18 protein-coding genes and 1 pseudogene are annotated in these 18,398 nt (G+C 71.9%); 13 read left to right on the top strand and 6 right to left on the bottom strand.

Translation table 11 applies throughout. The annotated features are described in order from the left end of the window. Both ABT171_RS36250 and ABT171_RS36245 read left to right on the top strand, forming a co-directional pair. Positions 1-346, top strand: a 346-nt coding sequence (locus ABT171_RS36250; protein ID WP_351250664.1) for an ATP-dependent Clp protease proteolytic subunit, incomplete at its 5' end; no start/stop codon positions are given. Between the two features lie 89 nt (positions 347-435). Then, positions 436-1,047, top strand: a complete 612-nt coding sequence (locus ABT171_RS36245) for an ATP-dependent Clp protease proteolytic subunit (protein ID WP_351250663.1) — start codon at positions 436-438, stop codon at positions 1,045-1,047. Positions 1,048-1,190: 143 nt separating this feature from the next. On the opposite strand, the pseudogene ABT171_RS36240 reads toward ABT171_RS36245, so the two are convergent. Further along, positions 1,191-1,648 (bottom strand): annotated as a pseudogene (locus ABT171_RS36240) (dienelactone hydrolase family protein); the annotation flags it as partial. A gap of 129 nt (positions 1,649-1,777) precedes the next feature. Between ABT171_RS36240 and ABT171_RS36235 the strand changes: the two are divergent. The 4 genes from ABT171_RS36235 to ABT171_RS36220 all read left to right on the top strand — a co-directional run bounded on the left by ABT171_RS36235 (position 1,778) and on the right by ABT171_RS36220 (position 5,342). After that, positions 1,778-3,094, top strand: a complete 1,317-nt coding sequence (locus tag ABT171_RS36235; protein WP_351250662.1) for a jacalin-like lectin — start codon at positions 1,778-1,780, stop codon at positions 3,092-3,094. 103 nt (positions 3,095-3,197) lie between these two features. After that, positions 3,198-3,791, top strand: coding sequence for a TetR/AcrR family transcriptional regulator (locus ABT171_RS36230; protein ID WP_351250661.1), 594 nt, complete (start codon positions 3,198-3,200; stop codon positions 3,789-3,791). Then, complete coding sequence (locus ABT171_RS36225) at positions 3,788-4,621, top strand: alpha/beta fold hydrolase (RefSeq protein WP_351250660.1); 834 nt, start codon at positions 3,788-3,790, stop codon at positions 4,619-4,621. Before ABT171_RS36230 ends, ABT171_RS36225 begins: the two co-directional genes overlap by 4 nt. 214 nt (positions 4,622-4,835) lie before the next feature. Then, entirely contained in the window at positions 4,836-5,342 is a 507-nt protein-coding gene (locus ABT171_RS36220; protein WP_351250659.1) for a DUF6624 domain-containing protein, read from the top strand. Positions 5,343-5,445: 103 nt separating this feature from the next. Here the strand turns inward: ABT171_RS36220 and ABT171_RS36215 are convergent, their stop codons facing one another. Beyond that, positions 5,446-7,191, bottom strand: coding sequence for a DUF2264 domain-containing protein (locus tag ABT171_RS36215; protein WP_351250667.1), 1,746 nt, complete (start codon positions 7,189-7,191; stop codon positions 5,446-5,448). An 851-nt stretch (positions 7,192-8,042) separates the two neighbouring features. Here ABT171_RS36215 and ABT171_RS36210 point away from each other — a divergent pair. The 3 genes from ABT171_RS36210 to mmuM all read left to right on the top strand — a co-directional run bounded on the left by ABT171_RS36210 (position 8,043) and on the right by mmuM (position 10,259). Then, positions 8,043-8,327, top strand: a complete 285-nt coding sequence (locus ABT171_RS36210) for a hypothetical protein (protein ID WP_351250658.1) — start codon at positions 8,043-8,045, stop codon at positions 8,325-8,327. A 167-nt stretch (positions 8,328-8,494) separates the two neighbouring features. Next, positions 8,495-8,998: a nucleoside deaminase gene (locus tag ABT171_RS36205; RefSeq protein WP_351250657.1), complete on the top strand. Its 504-nt coding sequence runs from the start codon at positions 8,495-8,497 to the stop codon at positions 8,996-8,998. A gap of 334 nt (positions 8,999-9,332) precedes the next feature. Beyond that, the gene (gene mmuM, locus ABT171_RS36200; RefSeq protein ID WP_351250656.1) at positions 9,333-10,259 is read left to right on the top strand and encodes a homocysteine S-methyltransferase; all 927 of its coding nucleotides are present in this window, start codon (positions 9,333-9,335) and stop codon (positions 10,257-10,259) included. A 340-nt stretch (positions 10,260-10,599) separates the two neighbouring features. Here the strand turns inward: mmuM and ABT171_RS36195 are convergent, their stop codons facing one another. Beyond that, on the bottom strand, positions 10,600-12,195 hold the full coding sequence (locus tag ABT171_RS36195; protein WP_351250655.1) for a carboxylesterase/lipase family protein: 1,596 nt from the start codon (positions 12,193-12,195) through the stop codon (positions 10,600-10,602). A 393-nt stretch (positions 12,196-12,588) separates the two neighbouring features. On the opposite strand from ABT171_RS36195, the gene ABT171_RS36190 reads away from it, so the two are divergent. From ABT171_RS36190 to ABT171_RS36180, 3 genes are all read left to right on the top strand, one after another. Then, complete coding sequence (locus tag ABT171_RS36190) at positions 12,589-13,602, top strand: hydroxyacid dehydrogenase (protein WP_351250654.1); 1,014 nt, start codon at positions 12,589-12,591, stop codon at positions 13,600-13,602. Positions 13,603-13,728: 126 nt separating this feature from the next. Further along, positions 13,729-14,817 (top strand): LacI family DNA-binding transcriptional regulator, encoded by a 1,089-nt coding sequence (locus ABT171_RS36185; protein ID WP_351250653.1) that lies wholly within the window; start codon positions 13,729-13,731, stop codon positions 14,815-14,817. A gap of 37 nt (positions 14,818-14,854) precedes the next feature. Further along, the gene (locus ABT171_RS36180; RefSeq protein WP_351250668.1) at positions 14,855-15,004 is read left to right on the top strand and encodes a hypothetical protein; all 150 of its coding nucleotides are present in this window, start codon (positions 14,855-14,857) and stop codon (positions 15,002-15,004) included. Positions 15,005-15,127: 123 nt separating this feature from the next. Here ABT171_RS36180 and ABT171_RS36175 read toward each other — a convergent pair whose 3' ends face one another. Beyond that, positions 15,128-15,388, bottom strand: coding sequence for a hypothetical protein (locus ABT171_RS36175; protein WP_351250652.1), 261 nt, complete (start codon positions 15,386-15,388; stop codon positions 15,128-15,130). After that, the gene (locus tag ABT171_RS36170) at positions 15,385-16,248 is read right to left on the bottom strand and encodes an isocitrate lyase/PEP mutase family protein (protein ID WP_351250651.1); all 864 of its coding nucleotides are present in this window, start codon (positions 16,246-16,248) and stop codon (positions 15,385-15,387) included. Before ABT171_RS36170 ends, ABT171_RS36175 begins: the two co-directional genes overlap by 4 nt. Before the next feature lie 241 nt (positions 16,249-16,489). Between ABT171_RS36170 and ABT171_RS36165 the strand changes: the two genes are divergently transcribed. Next, entirely contained in the window at positions 16,490-17,122 is a 633-nt protein-coding gene (locus tag ABT171_RS36165; protein ID WP_351250650.1) for a VOC family protein, read from the top strand. Positions 17,123-17,182: 60 nt separating this feature from the next. On the opposite strand, the gene ABT171_RS36160 is transcribed toward ABT171_RS36165, so the two are convergent. Continuing rightward, positions 17,183-18,316: a hypothetical protein gene (locus ABT171_RS36160; RefSeq protein ID WP_351250649.1), complete on the bottom strand. Its 1,134-nt coding sequence runs from the start codon at positions 18,314-18,316 to the stop codon at positions 17,183-17,185. Between the last annotated feature and the right edge of the window lie 82 nt (positions 18,317-18,398).

Genomic DNA, 18,398 nt, shown 5'->3' with positions numbered 1-18,398 from the left:
GTTCTGCGCGTCCATGGGCCAGTTCCTGCTCACGGCCGGCACCCCCGGGAAGCGGTTCGCGCTGCCGCACACCAGGATCCTCATGCACCAGCCGTCGGCCGGGCTCGCGGGCTCCGTCACGGACATCAAGATCCACGCCAAGCAGCTGCTGGAGACGAAGCGGGAGATGGCCGAGCTGATCGCCCATCACTCGGGCCAGACGTTCGAGCAGATCACCAAGGACTCGGACAGGGACCACTGGTTCACGCCCGCCGAGGCCAAGGAGTACGGCCTCATCGACGACATCATGACCCATGCCGCGGGGGCGCCGGGCAGCGGTGGCTTCCGGAGCGGGTCTGCTGCATGACCGCGTGGTGGGACCACACCCCCCTTCACACGGAGGTATCGCGCTCAGTGAAGCCAGTTGAATACTCGTCTCAGGGCCGGGGCGTGCCCATGACAGGTCGCTATGTGGTTCCTAGCTTCGTGGAGCGCACCGCGCAGGGAACCAGGGAACTGGATCCTTACGGCAAGCTCTTCAGTGAACGGGTCGTCTTCCTCGGGCACCAGGTCGACGACACGTCGGCCAACGACATCATGGCGCAGCTGCTCTGCCTGGAAGCCATGGACCCGGACCGGGATATCTCGCTCTACATCAATTCGCCTGGCGGCTCTTTCACGGCTTTCACGGCTATCTATGACACCATGCAGTTCGTCAAACCTGACATCCAGACCGTCTGCCTGGGTCAGGCCAACTCCGCCGCCGCGTTGATTCTCACCGCGGGTACGCCAGGGAAGCGGATGGCGCTGCCAAACGCCCGGATACTCATTCACCAGCCGTACCACGAGGGAAGTCAGGGCCAGATATCCGACCTTGAGATCCAGGCCACGGAGGTCGAACGGCTGCGTCTCCTCATGGAGCGGGTCCTGGCGGAACACACGGGGCAATCGCTGGAGCAGATCTCCAAGGATGTGGAGAGGGACAAGATCTTCACCTCTTCCGAGGCCAAGGAGTACGGTCTCATCGACCAGATAGTGTCGCCCCGGTCGGTCGCCGGAGTCTCTTGAGCCCCTGACACGAGGGGCTTGAAGTGGTGCGGGAGCGCGAGGGGGCACGAGGCCGGCAGACCCGGCTCCCCGGCGTTTCATCCTGGACCGGCTCCTGCACCACACCGCCCGCCTTCGGCCCCTGACCGCGGTTGCCGACCAGATCACTCCGTCACGGGCAGGCACTCGGCGAGCAGGCCGTCGACGTCGCGCCAGGCCCGCTGCGCATGCCGTGGGTGCTAGCCGACGCCGGGGAGCACGGTGTGGCCGACCGGCGGATGGTGGAAGGCGTGCAGGGCTCCGCCGTAGACCACGAGGCGCCAGTCGACGCCCGCGCCCTGTATCCCGGCGGCCAACGCGTCCCGTTGCGGGGGCGGCGTGATCGGGTCTTCCGAGCCCGCCCGGCCCACACCGGGCAGCGAATGCGCCCCGCCTCGCCCGGTCGGCCCGTGGTCAGTGCGTTGGCTGTCCCGATCACGCGCGGGTCGACGCCGTCGCGCCCGAGTTCCAGCGCGATCGCGCCCCCGGTGCCGTAGCCGATGGCGGCGATCCGGTCGGGTCCGGTGCGCGGTTCGGCGCACAGCACGTCGAGCGCCGCGTGGCCGATGCCCCGGAAGGAGTCACCGAGGACGGAGAGCGTCTGCGCACCCCAGAAGACGGCGAAATCCTGCCACGCATTGATGTTGAACGGTTTTCTCAACCGCCCTTCAGAAACAGGCGAGTTGAGTCGAGCATGGGCCGCATGCGACCCATGAGACGACTTCTCGCCGCCCTCGCGGCCGGCGCGCTGGCGCTGACCGGCCTCACCCTCTCCACCGGTGCGGCGCAGGCCGCCGGCTCGGGCACGTTCAGTGTGCTGACGTACAACGTGGCCGGTCTGCCGGAAGGGCTCAGCTCCAGCCATCCGGCCGCCAACACCCCGCTGATCTCCCCGAGGCTGGCGGACTACGACATCGTCAACGTCCAGGAGGACTTCAACTACCACGCGGCGCTGTACGCGGGCGACACCCACCCCCACCGGACGGCGACCAGCGGTGGCGCGGGCATCGGCGACGGCCTCAACACCTTGTCCCGCTACCCCTTCGAGGACTTCGAGCGGGTGAGGTGGAACGACTGCACCGGCACCAACTGTCTGACGCCGAAAGGCTTCACGCTGGCCCGGGTGCGGCTCGCCGAGGGGGTGTACGTCGACCTGTACAACCTCCACCCGAACGCCGACGACACCGACGACGCCCTCGCCGCCCGCCGCGCCAACATCACGCAGCTGTCGCAGTTCGTCCGGGCCAACTCGGCCGGCAACGCGGTGATCGTCATGGGGGACACCAACACCCGCTACACCCGCAGTGGCGACAACATCCGCACGCTCGCCGACGACAACTCCCTGACCGACGCGTGGGTGCGGCTCGTCAGGGGCGGCACGACACCGGCACAGGGCGCCGACCCGCTGCTGTGCCCCGCCTCCGCGCCGCCGGACGACTGCGAGGTGGTCGACAAGGTCCTGTACCGCGGCAGCGACCTGGTCTCGCTCACGGCGACCCGCTACCACGACGAGTGGGCGAGGTTCCTGGACGCGAGCGGCGGCAACCTCTCCGACCACTTCCCGCACACCGTCGGCTTCTCCTACACGCTCAACCCGGGGCTGCGCGCGAGTGACTTCTTCGGCGGCCCGCACGGCACGGCGTTCAACGACGCCGACGACCTCCCCGCCGCCCCCTCCCCGCGCACCCTGACCCTGCGCGGCGCCGCCCGCCTGGACGCGGTGTCCCTCACCCACGACGACGGCACGGTCCTCGACCACGGCGGCACGGGCGGTACGGCCGCCTCGCTCACCCTGGCCGCCGGTGAACACCTCACCTCGGTGAAGCTGACCGAGGGCCGGAAGGACGGCCGCACCCGGATCTTCTCGGCGGCGTTCACGACGGACAGGGGCCGGGTGCTGTCCGCCGGTACGGCGGGCACGGACACGACCACCTTCACCGCCCCGTCCGGCTGGCAGATCGCCGGTTTCACCGGCCGCGCCGGCGACGAGATCGACAAACTCGGAGTGCTGTACACGCCGATCGGCTGAGTCCCGCGCGCCACGGGCCGTGCCGCCGCCCACCCGACCTGAGTGACACCTCGAACCTAGATCCCCTAGGATTAAACCTAGGTAGTCAAGGAGGAGGTGTCCGATGGCCCGAGCCGGCCTCACCGTCGACCGTGTCGTCGCGGAAGCCGCCGAACTCGCCGACGAGGCGGGCTTCGCGAACGTCACCCTGTCCGCGCTGGCCCGCCGCTTCGGCGTGAAGGACGCGAGCCTGTACTCGCATGTGCGCGGCCTGGAAGACCTGCGCACCCGGCTCGCGCTGTACGCCGGCGGCGAGCTGATCGACCGGATCGCACCGGCCGTGGCCGGCCGCGCGGGCAAGGAGGCGCTGGCCGCCTTCGCCGGCGCCTACCGGGCCTACGCCCTGGAGCACCCCGGCCGGTACGCGGCCACCCAGATCCGCATCGACCAGTCCCTGGTCGCCGACTCCCCCGCGATGCGCCGCACCGCCGAGATCACCTACGGCATGCTGCGCGCCTACGGGCTGGACGAGCCCGACCTCACCGACGCCGTACGCCTGCTGCGCAGCACCTTCCACGGTTACTGCGCCCTGGAGTCCGCCGGCGGCTTCGGCGCCGACCGGGACGTACAGGCCTCCTGGGACAAGGCGGTGGAGGCCCTGCACCTGGCACTGGAGCACTGGCCGCGCGAGAACCGGACAGGAGAACGCCGTTCATGACCAGAGAACTCCACTCCCGAGAACTTCACTACGACGTGACGGGCAGCGGTCCCGTGCTGCTCGTCCTGCCGGGCGGGGCCGGGCATCCGATGGGGTTCGGGCCGCTGACCGAGCGGCTGAGCGCACGCTTCACCGTGGTGACATGCGACCCGCTCGGCCTCGCCCATGGGCGGCTGGGCCGGCCGGTGGCCGAGCAGCGGGTGACGGACTGGAGCGAGGGTGCGCACCGGGTGCTGGAGGCGGTGCTTCCCGCGGGCGCATCCGCGTACGTCCTCGGAACCAGCTCTGGCGGTATCGCCGCCCTGGACCTGCTTGCCCGGCACCCCGAGCGGCTCGCGCACGTCGTCGCGCACGAACCGCCGGTCGTGCAGGTCCTCGCGGACGCACCCCGGCAGCGGGCGGGGTTCACGGAGGTGGCCGACACGTTCCGGGCTGCCGGCTTGCGGGCGGCCGGGGCCCGGCTGGCCGCCGTGCTCGACGGCACACCCGCGCCCACCCCGGCGGACCCCGAGGCCCAACCACCTTCGCCCGGCGAGGAGTTGACCACCCCCATGGGCGTCTTCCTCACCCGGGTCCTGCTCCCGTTCAGCGCGTACGTACCGGACACGGCCGCCCTGCGGTCCGTCTCTGTGCGTCTCACCCTGGCCGCGGGCCGCGACTCCCGTGGCTGGCTGCTGCACCGCACGGCCAGGATGGCGGCCGAGTCGGCCGGCGCCGGTTTCACCGAGTTCCCCGGCGGCCACCTCGGCGTGCTGGAGCACCCGGAGGAGTTCGCGCGCCGTCTCGTGGACACGCTGTCCGGGGCCGGGGCCCAGGTCACAGGGGCGTAGTCACAGGGGCGTAGTGGCCGTGCGGCCGCCGGCCCCTGTCTTGCAGGGCCCTGTGACCGTCACAGCGATCCGGCTGTGGTTCCGGGCGTAGATCCATTATCACTGTTCCCGCAGATGCCTGTCACCCTTCTCCGGAATGATCTTTATGCCCTGTATGGCCTCCTAAGGTTGCGGATGACGAACACAACGCTGCGATGGGATACAGGAGTTGAAAGTGGCGTACGACGTTGCCGCGCTGGCGGAGGAACTCAAGGCGATGGCTGCGGACGATCACCAGGCCGCCGTGCGCGGCTACAGCGACGACCCGGTCGAGCAGCTGGCATGGCGCCGGCTGACCGCACGGCACGGTGACCGGCTCGGCGCGATCATGGACGAGTACGGCTGGCCGACGGCCGAACTCGTCGGCGAGGAGGCCGCTCGCGCGGCGTGGCTGATCGCCCAGCACGCCGACCGGCAGCTCCATGTCCAGCGCCGCGCCTTGAAGCTGATGCAGCAGGCGGTGTCAGCGGGCTCGGCCAGCCCGCGCGACCTGGCCTTCCTCCGCGACCGCACGCTTGTCAACGAGGGTTGCCGGCAGATCTACGGCACGCAGATCGCCGGCGTGAAGGACGGAGCGCCCGTTCCGTGGCCCTGCGAGGATCCCGAGCGTATGGACGAACGGCGTGCGGAAGTCGGCATCGAGCCCTTCGACGAGTACGTTGCCAAGTTCGCAACCCCCTGATGCCGGCCTGATGTTCTGTCCTTGTCCCGCCGCTGGCCGGTGGCCTCGCGGCCACAGGGCGCGCCCGTTCGACCCGGCCTGCGCCACCACTCTCAACGGGGCGTCACCGACCACGACGAGCCTCTGGATCGCCCGTCTGAAGCCGGGAGACCCGCCCGCCGGAAGCGGTGAGGACAAAGACACTCCGCGCGCCGGACGCCCAGCGGACACGCACTTCGTGATCCGCCCCGTGCTTCTCCGTCACCCTCACGGACACCAGGTCCGTGAGGGGCCGGGGGTCCGGCTCGCCGGTGAGCCGGGCGAGTGCCACGAACAGCGTGGCCCCGCCCGTGCCGGTCCCCCCTGTCAGCCCCTCCGGCCCCGCGGACAGGCCGGACACGGGCAGCAGGTCGGCCCTGAGTCCGTCCGGCGCCGACCACCCGGTGACCCGTACGGGTGTGCCGGGCTCGGCCCCGGCCACGAGATGGGCGCGCACCTCCACCGCTCCCTCGGCGACCACGAGGCTGGTGACGGTGATCCCGTCGCGCACGGTGTGCCGGGAGGCGATCCACCCCTCGCCGGTGCCCAGCGGCTCGATCCGGGTGCGGCTCGGTTCACCGCCGACGATCACACTGTTGTCGTACGACGCCGCGGGCACCGTCGCGGTCGAGTAGGCGAGCCGGGTGTAGTAGGGGTCGTAGCGGACGTCCTCGCTGCCGTGGTTGTGCAGCCGGACCAGCCCGTCCGAACGGGTGGACTGCAGCAGCCAGTTGGGGACGGGGAGGGGGTGCACCTCGTCCCTGCGGTCCACCGGGGCGGGTTCCTCCGGTGCCGTCCACACCTCGTGCTCGGGGGGCAGGAGCAGTCCGAGAAAGCCTTTGCTGGCCCAGTAGGGGGAGGCCGGACCCGAGTAGCTCTGCACGAGCGAGGTGTCGGGGCCGAGCCAGCCGAGCGGGAGCAGACCCCGCTCGTCGACCGCGCCGCCGTCGAGGAAGTACCGCAGCGCGCCGGAGGCCAGACGCCGTGTCTCGCCGGGTGCCAGGGGGGTCTGGCCGGTCAGGGCGCCGAGCCAGAGCGGGGCCGTCGTCGCGAAGCGGTAGGTGAGGGAGCGGCCCTGGTGCAGGGGGGCGCCGTCGCCGCCGAAGAGGCGGGCGTAGTCGGCGAGGTGGCGCGACAACCGTCGACCGTATACAGAAAACAGTTCACTGTCGTCCGCCAACCATGCGTGGAAGACTGTATACAGATGCATGGCCCAGCCGTTGTAGTAGTCGAACTTCCGGCCGTCGCCGTCTGTGTACCAGCCGTCCCCGAGGTACCAGCCCTCGATCCGCTCCAGACCCCGGTCGACCGCCTTGCGGGCCGCCTCCGGCCGGTGGTCGATCTCCTGCAGGAAGCCGCCGACGGTGACCGGGAACAGCTCCCAGTTGCACGGCCAGGGTTCGGCGGTGAGCGCGTCCGCCAGCCAGTCGGCGGTGCGCTGCCGCACGGCGTCGTCCAGGCGGTCCCACAGCAGCGGCCGGGTCAGCCGCAGGGCGAGGGCGACGGACGCGGCCTCGACGAGCGGCTGGCTGCGGTCCTCGATGCGTGGCCAGACCCCACGGGGACCAGCCGCGAGTCCGTCGGCGTAGCGGCCGAGCACGGTCTCGTCGCGGCGGAAGGCGGCCAGCAGCAGCGTACGGGCGTATCCCTCCAGGCCGTCGGAGAGGTGGCCCGCGTGGCTGACATGGCCGCCGGGGAGGTGGTAGAGGGCGCGGTCGGGTGTGGCGTAGGGCTCGACGGCGGCCAGCAGGGCGTCGGCGGCGGCCTCCCAGTGGGCGCGGGTGTATCCGGTGTACGGGCTGGACGCGCGGTCGTCGGCGGGCAGTTCGATCACGGCGGTGGCATTCCTTCCTGGCGGGGCAGGCCCTGTCGTCAGAATCCTGTCGTCCGCCCGCACGGCGGGCGTCGCGGTGTCAGTGCGTGCTCTGGTGTCTCCCGACCGAGGGTTGGCGCGCCGAACCCAGGGCGGTGCCCGTTGTCCAGGGTGCCGTCGGCGTTGAACCAGCGGCGGACGATCGGGGTGACGAGCACCGGCTCGCCGCCCTGGTCTTGTCGCTGCCCCGGCCGAGCAGGCCGTAGTAACCGTTACCGAGGTCCTTGGGCGCCCGAGTCGGGGCCGGCAGTCGGGGTCCGCGCAGGCCGGACGCTCGCCACACCACAGCGGGCCCGGACCCCTACGCCTCGGCCTCGCGGCTTCATCAGGCCCAGTGACGCGGACCTCCGACGCCGCCCGGTCCCCGTCCGTCGGCTTCGACCGCGTCAGCACCTTCAGGACGGCCGAGCGGTTCCCGGCCCGGAGCCGGCAAACGCCGGCCGTGACACCGTTGCGGGGGTCGTGGGCGAGCTGGGTGCAGACCTGGCCTTGGTCGACGGAGTCAGGTGGTCATTGCCTCGGGCCAGTCGGCTCCCTGCCGCCCGCCTGATCACGTCGCACCGCTGAAGTCTGGAGTTTCCTCATACCCCCGACCCGACTGGTTCATGTAGGAATCTACGAAGAACCGGTCTCGGCCTGCGGGGGCTTTCATGTTTTCCGCTCCTGGCTGACTTCGCTCGGTGGGTTGTGTACTCCTCACAGAAGTTGCAACAGAGCACGGCGAGTTGTGACGAAGCGACAGATGAGTGCCGTGGGCTTCCTGCCCCCGCTCGACCATCCTGACATCTTGCCGAGCTAGGGGGAAAGCCTTGACCGAAACGTTGTCCGGCCGGCATGTCGGGATCGCCTCCTCTCGCCTGCGGATCCACGCCTGGAAGGACCGCGTCCTCATCGGGATGGGCCGCCCCGGCCCGGACGAATCCCGGCAGGCGTGGCTCCAGCGGCTGTCCCGCCAACTCGGCACCACCTACCCGGTCCTCGACCCTTACTCTCCGCGGCGGGACTCTCCGGCCAGGGGCTGTGTCAGGCACCCGCAGCCCGAGAGGTCGTCGAACAGCACTACCTCCTCGGGCATGACGCGCGCGGTGCGGTAGTGCCTTGAATCTGCGGGGCTGCACCTCACCCGCATCTCCCCCGCATCTCGCCCACGCCCCGGTCACGCCGGAGCAGCTGTGCGGCGTCCAGCCGCGAATGCCGCCCGCCTGGGCCGGCCCGCATCCACCCTCTCCACCCTTTCCACCCTGTCAACGAAGGAGTCACCGTGATCACGCACACTCAGGAAACCGGCATCCAGGAGTTCGAGCGCGCCTGGATGCACAAGGCGATCACTTTGGCCACCGCCAGCGTGGCGAACGGGGGCGGTCCGTTCGGCGCGTTGGTCGCCAAGGACGGCGAGGTCGTCGCGACCGGGCACAACCAGGTCACCTCGACCCTGGACCCGGTGGCGCACGCCGAGGTGAGCGCGATGCGCGCCGCCTGCAAGAAGCTGAACACCTTCTCGCTGGAGGGCTGTGTGCTGATCACGTCCTGTGAGCCGTGCCCGATGTGTCTGGCCGCCGCTCTGTGGGCGCGTGTCGACCGGCTCGTCTACTCCGCCGACCGGCACGACGCCGCCGTGGCCGGCTTCGACGACCGCACCTTCTACGACCTGTTCGAGAAGAGGCCCCAGTCGATGTGGCCGATGTCGGTCGAGCACCTGGACCTGCCGAACCGCACGGCGCCGTTCGACGCGTGGCTGGCCAAGGCCGACCGCATCGCCTACTGACGTCACTGACCCAACGCCGTACGGGACCACTTGGCACCGTCGGCGAACTAGCCGCCCAGTGAAGGAGGCGATGGACGCCTGGCTCCCGGGGCGTGACCGGGAGCCGGCGGTTGAGGAAACCCTTCCGGGCGCCTCGGACGCCCCCGGACGCCCCGGACGGCTCTGGCCGGTCGGCCGATCGGGGCATGCCGACGACGCTGATGCGGACGGGCAGGCGTCGGTGCGGCTGCTCAACGACACGGGGCACCTTCGGCAGGCGGGGGCGTTGGATTGCTCCGTCCCCAGCGGCCCTCAACCTCTGGTGCATCGCGGAACGAGTACTTAGCGTCATGACATGATCAGCAACACCTCCCCCAGCCTCGCCGACGCGCTCGCCGCCGGGACGGTCGTGCTCGACGGCGGTATGTCCAACCAGCTGGAGTCCGCCGGGCATGACCTGAGCGACGAGCTGTGGTCGGCCCGACTGCTCGCCGAACGGCCGGAAGCGGTTACGGAAGCCCATCTCGCATACTTCCGCGCGGGCGCCGACGTGGCCATCACCGCCGGCTACCAGGCCACCTTCGAGGGGTTCGCACGGCGCGGTATCGGCCATGACGACGCCGCGCGCCTGCTCACGCTGAGCGTGCACCTCGCGCGGGACGCCGTCCGCCAGGCCAGGGACGAGGGCGTCGAACGGCCGCTGTGGGTCGCGGCCTCGGTCGGCCCGTACGGCGCGATGCTCGCGGACGGGTCCGAGTACCGGGGCCGGTATGGGCTGAGCGTCGCCGAGCTGGAGCGGTTCCACCGGCCGCGCATGGAGGTGCTGGCCGCCGCCGCACCGGACGTGCTCGCGCTGGAGACCGTGCCGGACGCCGACGAGGGTGCCGCACTGATGGGAGCGGTGCGCGGGCTCGGGGTGCCGGCCTGGCTGTCGTACACCGTCGACGGTCGGCACACGCGTGCCGGGCAGCCCCTGGAGGAGGCGTTCGGCCTCGCCGCCGACGTGGACGAGGTGATCGCGGTCGGAGTGAACTGCTGCTCGCCGGACGACGTGGAACCCGCGGTGGAGATCGCCACGCGGGTCACCGGCAAGCCGGTCGTGGTCTATCCGAACAGCGGGGAGACCTGGGACACCGAGGCGCGCGCCTGGACGGGGCGTGCGCGGTTCGGCGCCGGGCAGGTCGGGGCATGGCGCGACGCGGGCGCACGGCTCATCGGGGGGTGCTGCCGGGTGGGGCCGGAGGGGATCGCTTCGATCGCGCGGGCGCTGGGCAGGACCTGAGCCGCTCGTCCGGCACTGGGCCGCAGGTTCCGGGGCGCTGGTCTCCCGGCGTGGGAACCGGTTGCCGTCGTGGTTCCACAGGTTCCGGGGGCGGGAGGGGCGAGGCCGATGACCAGGAACAGTGAGAACGCTGGGCGGAGCACGATCCGGGATGTCGCGCACCACCGCCGACTCGACCCCCGACTGGCGACTGCCGACTGCCGACCGGCGACTGCCGACCGGCGACTGCCGACCGGCGACTGCCGACCGGCGACTGCCGACCGGCGACTGGCGACTGCCGACCGGCGACTGGCGACTGCCGACTGCCGACTGCCGACTGCCGACCGTCGACTGGCGACCGTCAGCGGCGTCTGCCTCCGACCGAGCGTCGTAACCGCCGTACCGCTGCCGCCAGTTCGGCTCCGGGGGCTTTCATGTCGGTGGCAGGGTCGGGCATCGGGGCTGTGGAGGAGGTCTTCCAGAGGGTGTATTCCGCATCTCGTGGACCGTATGCGGTATGCGGTTCGCCGTCGCCGAAGATCCGCACCGGGTGGGAGGCGTCCCAGGCCTGCCAGCCGGGGTTCCCGGTTGTCGCGAAGCGGACCCAGGCGCCGTGCATCGCGTCGCACAGTTCGTGTGGGGCGCCTTCGCCGGCCAGTTTCTTCGACTCGGGTATGTCACCGCTGTCGAAGACGAATCCCAGCTCCAGGGCGTGACAGGCGCCGAGTCCGGGAAGCCGGGAGGGCCATGCGAACTCGTAGAGGTAGGAGGTGCCGGCGCGGGCGTCGGCGAGGCGGTGCAGTGGGACGCGCAGCAGGTGGTCGGTGACCATCTGGCCGACGATCTCGGCGGTGCCCGCGCCGGGGTGCAGGCTGCGGTAGCCGCGCGCTATCTCGTGGCCGGCGTGGCAGCGGGCCATGGCACCGGCGAGGGCGACGGGACCGAGCCGGTCGACGTGTTCGAGCAACCCGCCGGGTACGAGCCAGAGCCGGTACTCGTCGCGGGTCCAGCCCATGAGCAGTTCGACGCCTGGGGCGGCGTCACCGTCGATCAGGGCCTTGAGTGGCTCGCGGGGCACGAGGTCGCCGTCCACGACGACGCCGAACTGGGGTCCGCCCAGGACGGGACTGCTGAGCCGGCCGACTTCGGCCTGGGTGCGCAGCAGCAGGTCGCGGTCGACGGCGGCGAAGGCCGCCGCGGTGGCGGGGATCTTCAGCCGGGTGGCCATGCGGCGCACCATGCGCCGAACCTTGTCGCGTTCGGAGATCTCGGGTGGGCCGCTCTGCAGTACCGCCCGGCGGATCAGGCCGCGGGTGTGGGGGGCGGCGAGCAGGACGCCGGCGCTGATGGCGCCGGCCGACTGGCCGCACAGGGTGATCTGGTCCGGGTCGCCACCGAAGGCCGCGATGGCGTCGTGCACCCAGCGCAGGGCGGTGAGCTGGTCGCGCAGGCCGCGGTTGGGGGGTGCGTCCGGAAAGAGTCCGTAGCCCTCGATGCCGAGCCGGTAGTTGACGGAGACGCAGACGACGCCGTCCCGGGCGAAGGTGGCGCCGTCGTACACGGGTACGGCCGAGGATCCTCTGGTCAGGGCGCCGCCATGGAGCCAGACGAGGACCGGGAGGCGGGCTCCGTGGCTGGGGTCCGGGGTCCATACGTTGAGGTTGAGGCAGTCGTCGCCGGGGATCTCCGGGTCGGAGAGGTACTGCGCGAAGGCATCGGAGTACGGCGGTTTCGGCGCGGTCGGCCCGAAGGTCCCGGCGTCGCGCACGCCGTCCCAGGGCTCGGGCGGCTCGGGCGGGCGGAACCGGCGGGGCCCGAAGGGCGGGGCGGCGTACGGGATGCCCCGGAACACCGCGACGCCCTGCTCGTACCGGCCGCGTACGGCCCCGTACGGCGTCCGGACCACGGGGCTCACCCGGTCTGTTCCGGCCGCGGGGTTCGCCTGGTCTGCCGTCATCGCCACCAGCCCTTCGCCGCGCACTCGTGCAGGCGCCGACTCGTGCACTGTGCAACAACAGAGCACCACAAGCCCGCCCGGTATTCCGGCGCACGGGCACGCGGGAGGGCCGTTCGGGTTACGGCGGCACGATGGGTGCCGGGTCGGCCACCTGGCGTAGACGGGAGGTCAAAGCCGAACTGGTGCCCGGAAGGCTGGGCTTCCGCCGGAAAATTTCGGTAACCGATTACGGCACCTGTCAGCGGACGATCCCGGCCGCCCAGCCGGAGCAGGAAGCACTCTCCGCCCCACCGGATCCGGTCCCACCCCTAACGATTGACCGCCCCTTCCCGGCGACCTACGGTAGAAGGCGCTTTCTGAAAACGTTGCTACCGCCGTTTCGTCAGGAGAGCCATGCCCCGCCCCCAGCCGCCACGGGCCGTGTTCGCGATGGATCCGGTGCATCTCCCGTTGCTCTTCCCACCGCCGCTCATGGCCCGGCTGAGGCGGACGGCCGACCTCGACCCGGGACTCGTCGTACGGGACTTCGGGGAGCCGGCGGTGGCCGACGCCCTGGCCGCGGCCGAGTTCCTGATCACCGGCTGGGGCTGCCCGCACCTGGACGCCGGTGTCCTCGCCGCCGTCCCGAGGCTGCGTGCCGTCCTGCACGCCGCGGGCTCGGTCCGCTCCCTGGTCGGCGAGGCCCTGTGGAAACAGGGCGTCATCGTGTCCAGCGCGGCCGCCGGCAACGCCCTGCCGGTGGCGGAGTACACGCTCGCGATGATCCTGCTCCTCGGCAAGGATGCCTTCGAGCACCGTGAGCGCTACCGCCGCACCCACACCCTGCCGACCCCCGCCGAGACCGCGGCCACCGGCAACCTCGGCCGCCGCGTCGGGGTCATCGGGGCTTCGCGTGTGGGCCGCCGGCTCATGGAGCTGCTGCGGCCGTTCGACCTCACGGTCCTGTTGCACGACCCCTATGTGAGCCCCGCCGAGGCCGCCGCCATGGGCGCACGGCCGCTGCCGCTGGAGGAGTTGCTGCGGCGCAGCGACATCGTCAGCCTGCACGCCCCCGACATCCCCGAGACCCGGCACATGCTCGACCGGGCCCGGCTCGCGCTCATCCCGGACGGGGGCGTGCTGATCAACACGGCGCGCGGTGCGCTGGTCGACCAGGACGCGCTGACGGAGGAGCTGGTCTCGGGTCGCCTGCGCGCGGTTCTCGACGTCACCGAGCCCGAGCCGCTGCCCGCCGGCTCCCCGCTGTACGAGCTGCCCAACGTCTTCCTCACCCCGCACATCGCGGGCTCGCTCGGCAACGAGCTGGAGCGGCTGGGTGCGGTCGTCGTGGAGGAGTTGGAGCGGCTGGCCGGGGGTGTGCCGCCGCGGCACGAGGTGCGGCGCGCGGATCTGGACCGGGTCGCCTGAGGTGCGCGCCGGGACCGTTGTCCACAGGGCCGCCGGCGCCGAGTGACGATGGGCTACGGTCTGCGCACCGGCGGGGGCGGGTCCGGACCGGTGCGATCGCGTCACGTCGTCGAAGGAGCGGCAACGGTGAGTCAGCGCAAGGCGACCAGTGGCGCCGGCCGGGCGACCATCCGCGACGTCGCGGAGCGCGCCGGTGTGTCCGTGGCGAGCGTCTCGCGGGCGCTGTCGGGCACCTACCCGGTGTCGGACGAGCTGCGTCGGCGGGTGATGAAGGCCGTCGGGGACCTGGACTACGTGACCAACGCCCACGCCCGCTCCCTGGCCGGTGGCGGCACGCCGACGGTCGCGATCCTCGTCAACGACATCACCGGCGCCGCGTTCGCCCATGTGGCCAAGGGTGTCGAGGGCGCGGCCGCGCTGCGCGGCTGGCTGTCGCTGGTCGGCACGACCGGCGACGAGCCCGAGCGGGAGCTGGCGCTGGTCAACCTCATGCGGCAGCAGGGCGTGGCGGCGGTGGTGCTGCTGGGCGGCGCGTACGACCACGACGAGTACCAGCCGCGCATGGCCCGGTTCGCCCGCTCCCTGGACGCGGCCGGGTCCCATCTCGTGCTCGTGGGCCGGCCGCCCCTGGAGGGCGACGTCCCGGCCACGACGGTCGACTATGACAACGAGGGCGGCGCCTACGCCATGGCGAGCCATCTGCTGTCGGCCGGCCACCGACGTGTCCTGGTGCTGCCGGGGCACGCGGAACTCTCCGTGGCGCAGGGCAGGTTGAGGGGCGCGCAGCGGGCCTTCGAGGCGTACGGCGTGCTGTTCGACCCGGGTCTGGTCCGTCACGGCCCGTACGACTACGCGCACGGCTACGACGCCGTCGGGGCGGCCCTGCACGAGACTCCGGACTTCACCGCGGTGCTCGCCGGGACCGACGTGGTGGCCGCGGGTGCCATGCAGGCCCTGCGCGCCGCGGGGCTGCGGGTGCCGGAGGACGTCTCGGTCGTGGGCTACGACGACATCCCGCTCGCCTCCCAGCTGACGCCCCAGCTGACCACCGTGCACGTGCCGTACGAGGAGATGGGCCGGGTGGCGCTGCGCGCGGTGGCCGACCGGCGCCGGGGCGGCGCGGGCCGCGGCGGGAGCGCCGACGCGGAGCATCTGGTGCTGGGCACCCATGTCGTCGTACGCCACTCCGTGCGGCCGCCGGGGGTGCGTGGGTAGCCGGCCGGCGTTACGTGAACGGTCTCTGATCCTGGGCGTGGCCTTCTTCCTCTTCCAGCGGTTCGTGATGCGGAAGGCGTACGGGGCGCTCGGGGAACGGGAGTTGAGGGTGCCGGACGACATGAGTGTCGTCGGCTTCGGCGATCTGCCCGAGCCGCTGGGCCGCCCCGGGAAGTCCACCGCGTGATGCCGTCCGGGGCAACGGCCGGGCGCGTCCTGCACGGGGTGCCCGGCCGTCGTCGTCAACGGCCTTGTGCGGCCTTGTGCCAGGGTTCGGGTCTCGTCCGGCGACCGGTCGTCTCCCGGCCGCTCAGTCCCAGACCTCCCTGTGCTGGTGGGCGGCGCCGGCGAGGGCTTCGATCGCGTCGACGGCGCTGCCGTCGTGGTCGCTGCCGGCGGTGCCCTTGCCGGTCTGGACGTTGGCCGCGCGGTCGACCTCCAGCCAGGAGTCGGCGTGGGAGTTGTCGACCACGGTGATCAGGCTGCCGGAGGCGGCCGCTGGTGCAGCACCGGCGAGCACCGCGACGGCGATTGCCGCCGCCATCCCGAGCCGGGGTACGGCGCCGGTCATGCGCCCACGCCCTCGGGGGTGAGCCGCTCGCGGGCGATGTTGCGCTCCAGCAGGCTGGTGGAGGCCTTCACACCGACCCCGTTCGCCGGGTCCACCTCCGGCAGACGGCCGTCGGCCGCCTTCAGTCCGGTGAGGGCGGAGTCCATCGCCTCGTGCGCGGCGAACAGGCACGGGGTGCTGTAGATCGCGACGTCGACGCCGAGGTCGGACAGTTCGCCGAGGGAGAGGCGGGGCGACTTGCCGCCGGCGATCTGGTTGAACAGCATCGGTTTGGTTCCGACGACCTCCCGGATGCGTTTGATCCACTCGACGCTGCGCACCCCGTCCACCAGGATCACGTCGGCGTCGGTGGCGGCCAGCCGCTCGGCGCGGTGCAGGATGTCGTGCTCGTCGGTGGCGTCCGTACGGGCGACGACGACCAGGTCTCTGCGGGTCTCAAGGACCTTGTGCAGCTTTTCCAGGTACTCCTCCAGCGGCAGCACCTGTTTGCCGTCGGCGTGGCCGCAGCGGCGGGGCCGTTTCTGGTCCTCCAGGATCACGCCGGAGGCGCCGATGCGCTCCAGCCCCTCGACGACGTGACAGGCGACCTCGGGGTCGACGTACCCGTCGTCGATGTCGACCAGCAGGTGGTGGTGCGGGAATGCGCCCCGCAGCCGCTGGACGAAGGCCACCATGTCGGGCCAGGCGATGAAACCGATGTCCGGCAGCCCGTAGTACGAGGCCGCGAACCCGAAGCCCGAGACGAACATCCCGTCGTAGTGCTTGGCCGCGATCGACGCCGAGTACATGTCGTACACGCCGATCAGCGGTGTCGTCCCGGGCCCGGCGATGCGCTCGCGCAGCTTCTTACCGTAAGTCAAGGTCCGGCTCCTCCTGTGAGTGGGTGGCGCGGGGCCGGATGGACCACCGCGCCTCGAAGCCCTTTGCCAAGACAAGAGCATCTCTAGATACTCACATGACCATCTACAGAAGCGAGCTTTACTCACTCCAATGGCGGAACCGGTTCACCGCAGAAACGTCACGCAGGAAGCCGTACGGACCAGCTGCGGCTCGGGCCAACTCCCTTGTAGCACAGGTGCGGTGGCCGTAGCCTCGCCCGGCATGAACGTCGTTCCCCCGTTCCTGGACCATCTCGTGCTCGCCACACCCGACGTGGCGGCGACGGTCGCGGACTTCGCGCGGCGGACCGGGGTGACGCCCGTGCCCGGCGGGGCGCATCCCGGCCTGGGCACCCGCAACCATCTGGTGGGCCTGGGCGGCCGGAGCTATCTGGAGATCCTCGGCCCCGACCCGGGGCAGCCCGAGCCCGCGGGGCCGCGGCCGTTCGGTGTCGACCGGCTGGCCGGGCCGCGCACGCTGACCTGGGCGATCAGCCCGCCCGACCTGGACACGGCGATCACGACGGCCCGCGCGCGGGGCCACGACCCCGGTCCGGTGCGCCCGATGAGCCGCCGCACCCCGGACGGGAGCGTGCTGCGGTGGCGGCTGACCGACGGCGGCCACGCGCATTCCTCCGGTCTGGTCCCCTTCCTGATCGACTGGGGCGACTCCCGGCACCCGACGGCCACGGGTCTGCCGGTCACGCCACTGCTGGCGGTGTCCGCCACGGCACCGGACCCGCAGGAGGTACGCGGCGCGCTGGCGGCCCTCGGCACCGGGCTGCCGCTCGCCGCGGGACCGGAAGCGCTCTCCTTCACCGTGGACACCCCCAACGGACCCGTCACCTTCGGCTGAGCCGGTCACCTTCGGCTGACGACCGGGGCGAAGGCGCTGCGGAGGCCTGGGCGCCGGCCGTCAGAACAGGCTGGAGGACCAGGGAAGTTCGCAGACGCGGTCGTGGATGCGGCGGAGCCAGGGCCGGCGCACCTCGGGCAGCCGGGCGAGCGTGTGCAGGAGCAGGGTCCGGTCGAAGGCGAACGGGCGCCACGGGCGGAGCGGCAGCGGGTCGTCGCGCTGGACGCCCCGGGGCAGACCGCCGGTCACGGGCAGCCGCGACCGGTCGTGCGGGAAGGCCAGGCCCGACCAGACATCGGCGGGCAGCGGCACGGCCGGGGTGCCGGCGGCCGGCGGCCAGACCTCGCCGGTCTGCGGGTGCACCGGCACCAGGGCGATGTCACGAGCGGACGCGGCCGGGAGGCCCGGGCCGGCCAGGGTCAGCGTCCGCTGCGGCACTCCCGGCGGCAGCAGGCGGGCCAGCGCGCGGCCGAACACGTCCGTGACGAGCCCGCCGGGCAACGCCACCGGCTCACCCTCCGACGCCACCAGCAGATGGGCCAGGGCCACGCTCGCCGCCGCCTTCCAGTGCGGGCTCCACCAGCCGCCCGGTTCGACCGGAGGGGTCCCCCGCTCCCTGAGTTCCCGGAGCTCCCGGCCGACGGTGCCCCAGTCGGCGCCGGGGCGAGCGGGGCCCGCGCGGCGGCGTACGGCGGCCGGGTGGAGTCTGACCGCCTGCCAGTAGGAGCAGTCGTCGATACGCGTCGCCACCGGCCGACCGCAGTCGGCGCAGGCCAGATTGGGGCCGTCGCTGCCGTCCAGGCCCAGGCAACCGCCGCCGCAGCGGTCGGGGGCGAGTACCGTGCCCCGGACGTCGCCCGGCGCCAGGACGACCGAGCCCGGCAGGCCGTAGGACAGGGCGGGAACCGGCGCGAACACGCCGCGGGCCGCCGCTTCCTCGGCGCCGATGTCTTCCCACCGCCGCCAGGGCGGGCCCCAGGGCTGCGGGTCGACGGCGTACGTCCCCGGCTCCATCAGGGCCGGCAGCATCTCGTGCCCGACGCTCTGCCGCGCCCCCACCGGCAGCGCGACCCGCGCCAGGGGGACCGTCAGCTCCCCACCACACCCCGCACAGACGAACACGTCCCCCAACGACCACTCCCCCATCCCCGCGCCGGTCAGCGGGATCTTCCCGGCCGGAACGGCCGCGGGCAACGTCTTTTCCCGGGCCTGCGGTCTTCCCGGGCCTGCGGTGTCCGATTCCTTCAAGACCGGACGGTCCGCGCCTGCCTACGGT

The sequence above is a fragment of the Streptomyces sp. NPDC001851 genome, from assembly GCF_040297165.1.
In the GTDB taxonomy this organism is placed as follows: Bacteria; Actinomycetota; Actinomycetes; order Streptomycetales; family Streptomycetaceae; genus Streptomyces.
The sequence above is the reverse complement of the archived record's forward strand: the minus strand, read 5'-3'. Positions and strand labels throughout refer to the sequence as shown.

Coding starts and splice junctions, on each gene's coding strand:
- ABT171_RS36165 (WP_351250650.1), top strand. CDS start 16,490: ATGAACGTCGTTCCCCCGTTCCTGGACCATCTCGTGCTCGCCACACCC.
- ABT171_RS36175 (WP_351250652.1), bottom strand. CDS start 15,388: ATGACCGGCGCCGTACCCCGGCTCGGGATGGCGGCGGCAATCGCCGTC.
- ABT171_RS36190 (WP_351250654.1), top strand. CDS start 12,589: ATGCCCCGCCCCCAGCCGCCACGGGCCGTGTTCGCGATGGATCCGGTG.
- ABT171_RS36195 (WP_351250655.1), bottom strand. CDS start 12,195: ATGACGGCAGACCAGGCGAACCCCGCGGCCGGAACAGACCGGGTGAGC.
- ABT171_RS36235 (WP_351250662.1), top strand. CDS start 1,778: ATGAGACGACTTCTCGCCGCCCTCGCGGCCGGCGCGCTGGCGCTGACC.
- mmuM (WP_351250656.1), top strand. CDS start 9,333: ATGATCAGCAACACCTCCCCCAGCCTCGCCGACGCGCTCGCCGCCGGG.
- ABT171_RS36225 (WP_351250660.1), top strand. CDS start 3,788: ATGACCAGAGAACTCCACTCCCGAGAACTTCACTACGACGTGACGGGC.
- ABT171_RS36245 (WP_351250663.1), top strand. CDS start 436: ATGACAGGTCGCTATGTGGTTCCTAGCTTCGTGGAGCGCACCGCGCAG.
- ABT171_RS36230 (WP_351250661.1), top strand. CDS start 3,198: ATGGCCCGAGCCGGCCTCACCGTCGACCGTGTCGTCGCGGAAGCCGCC.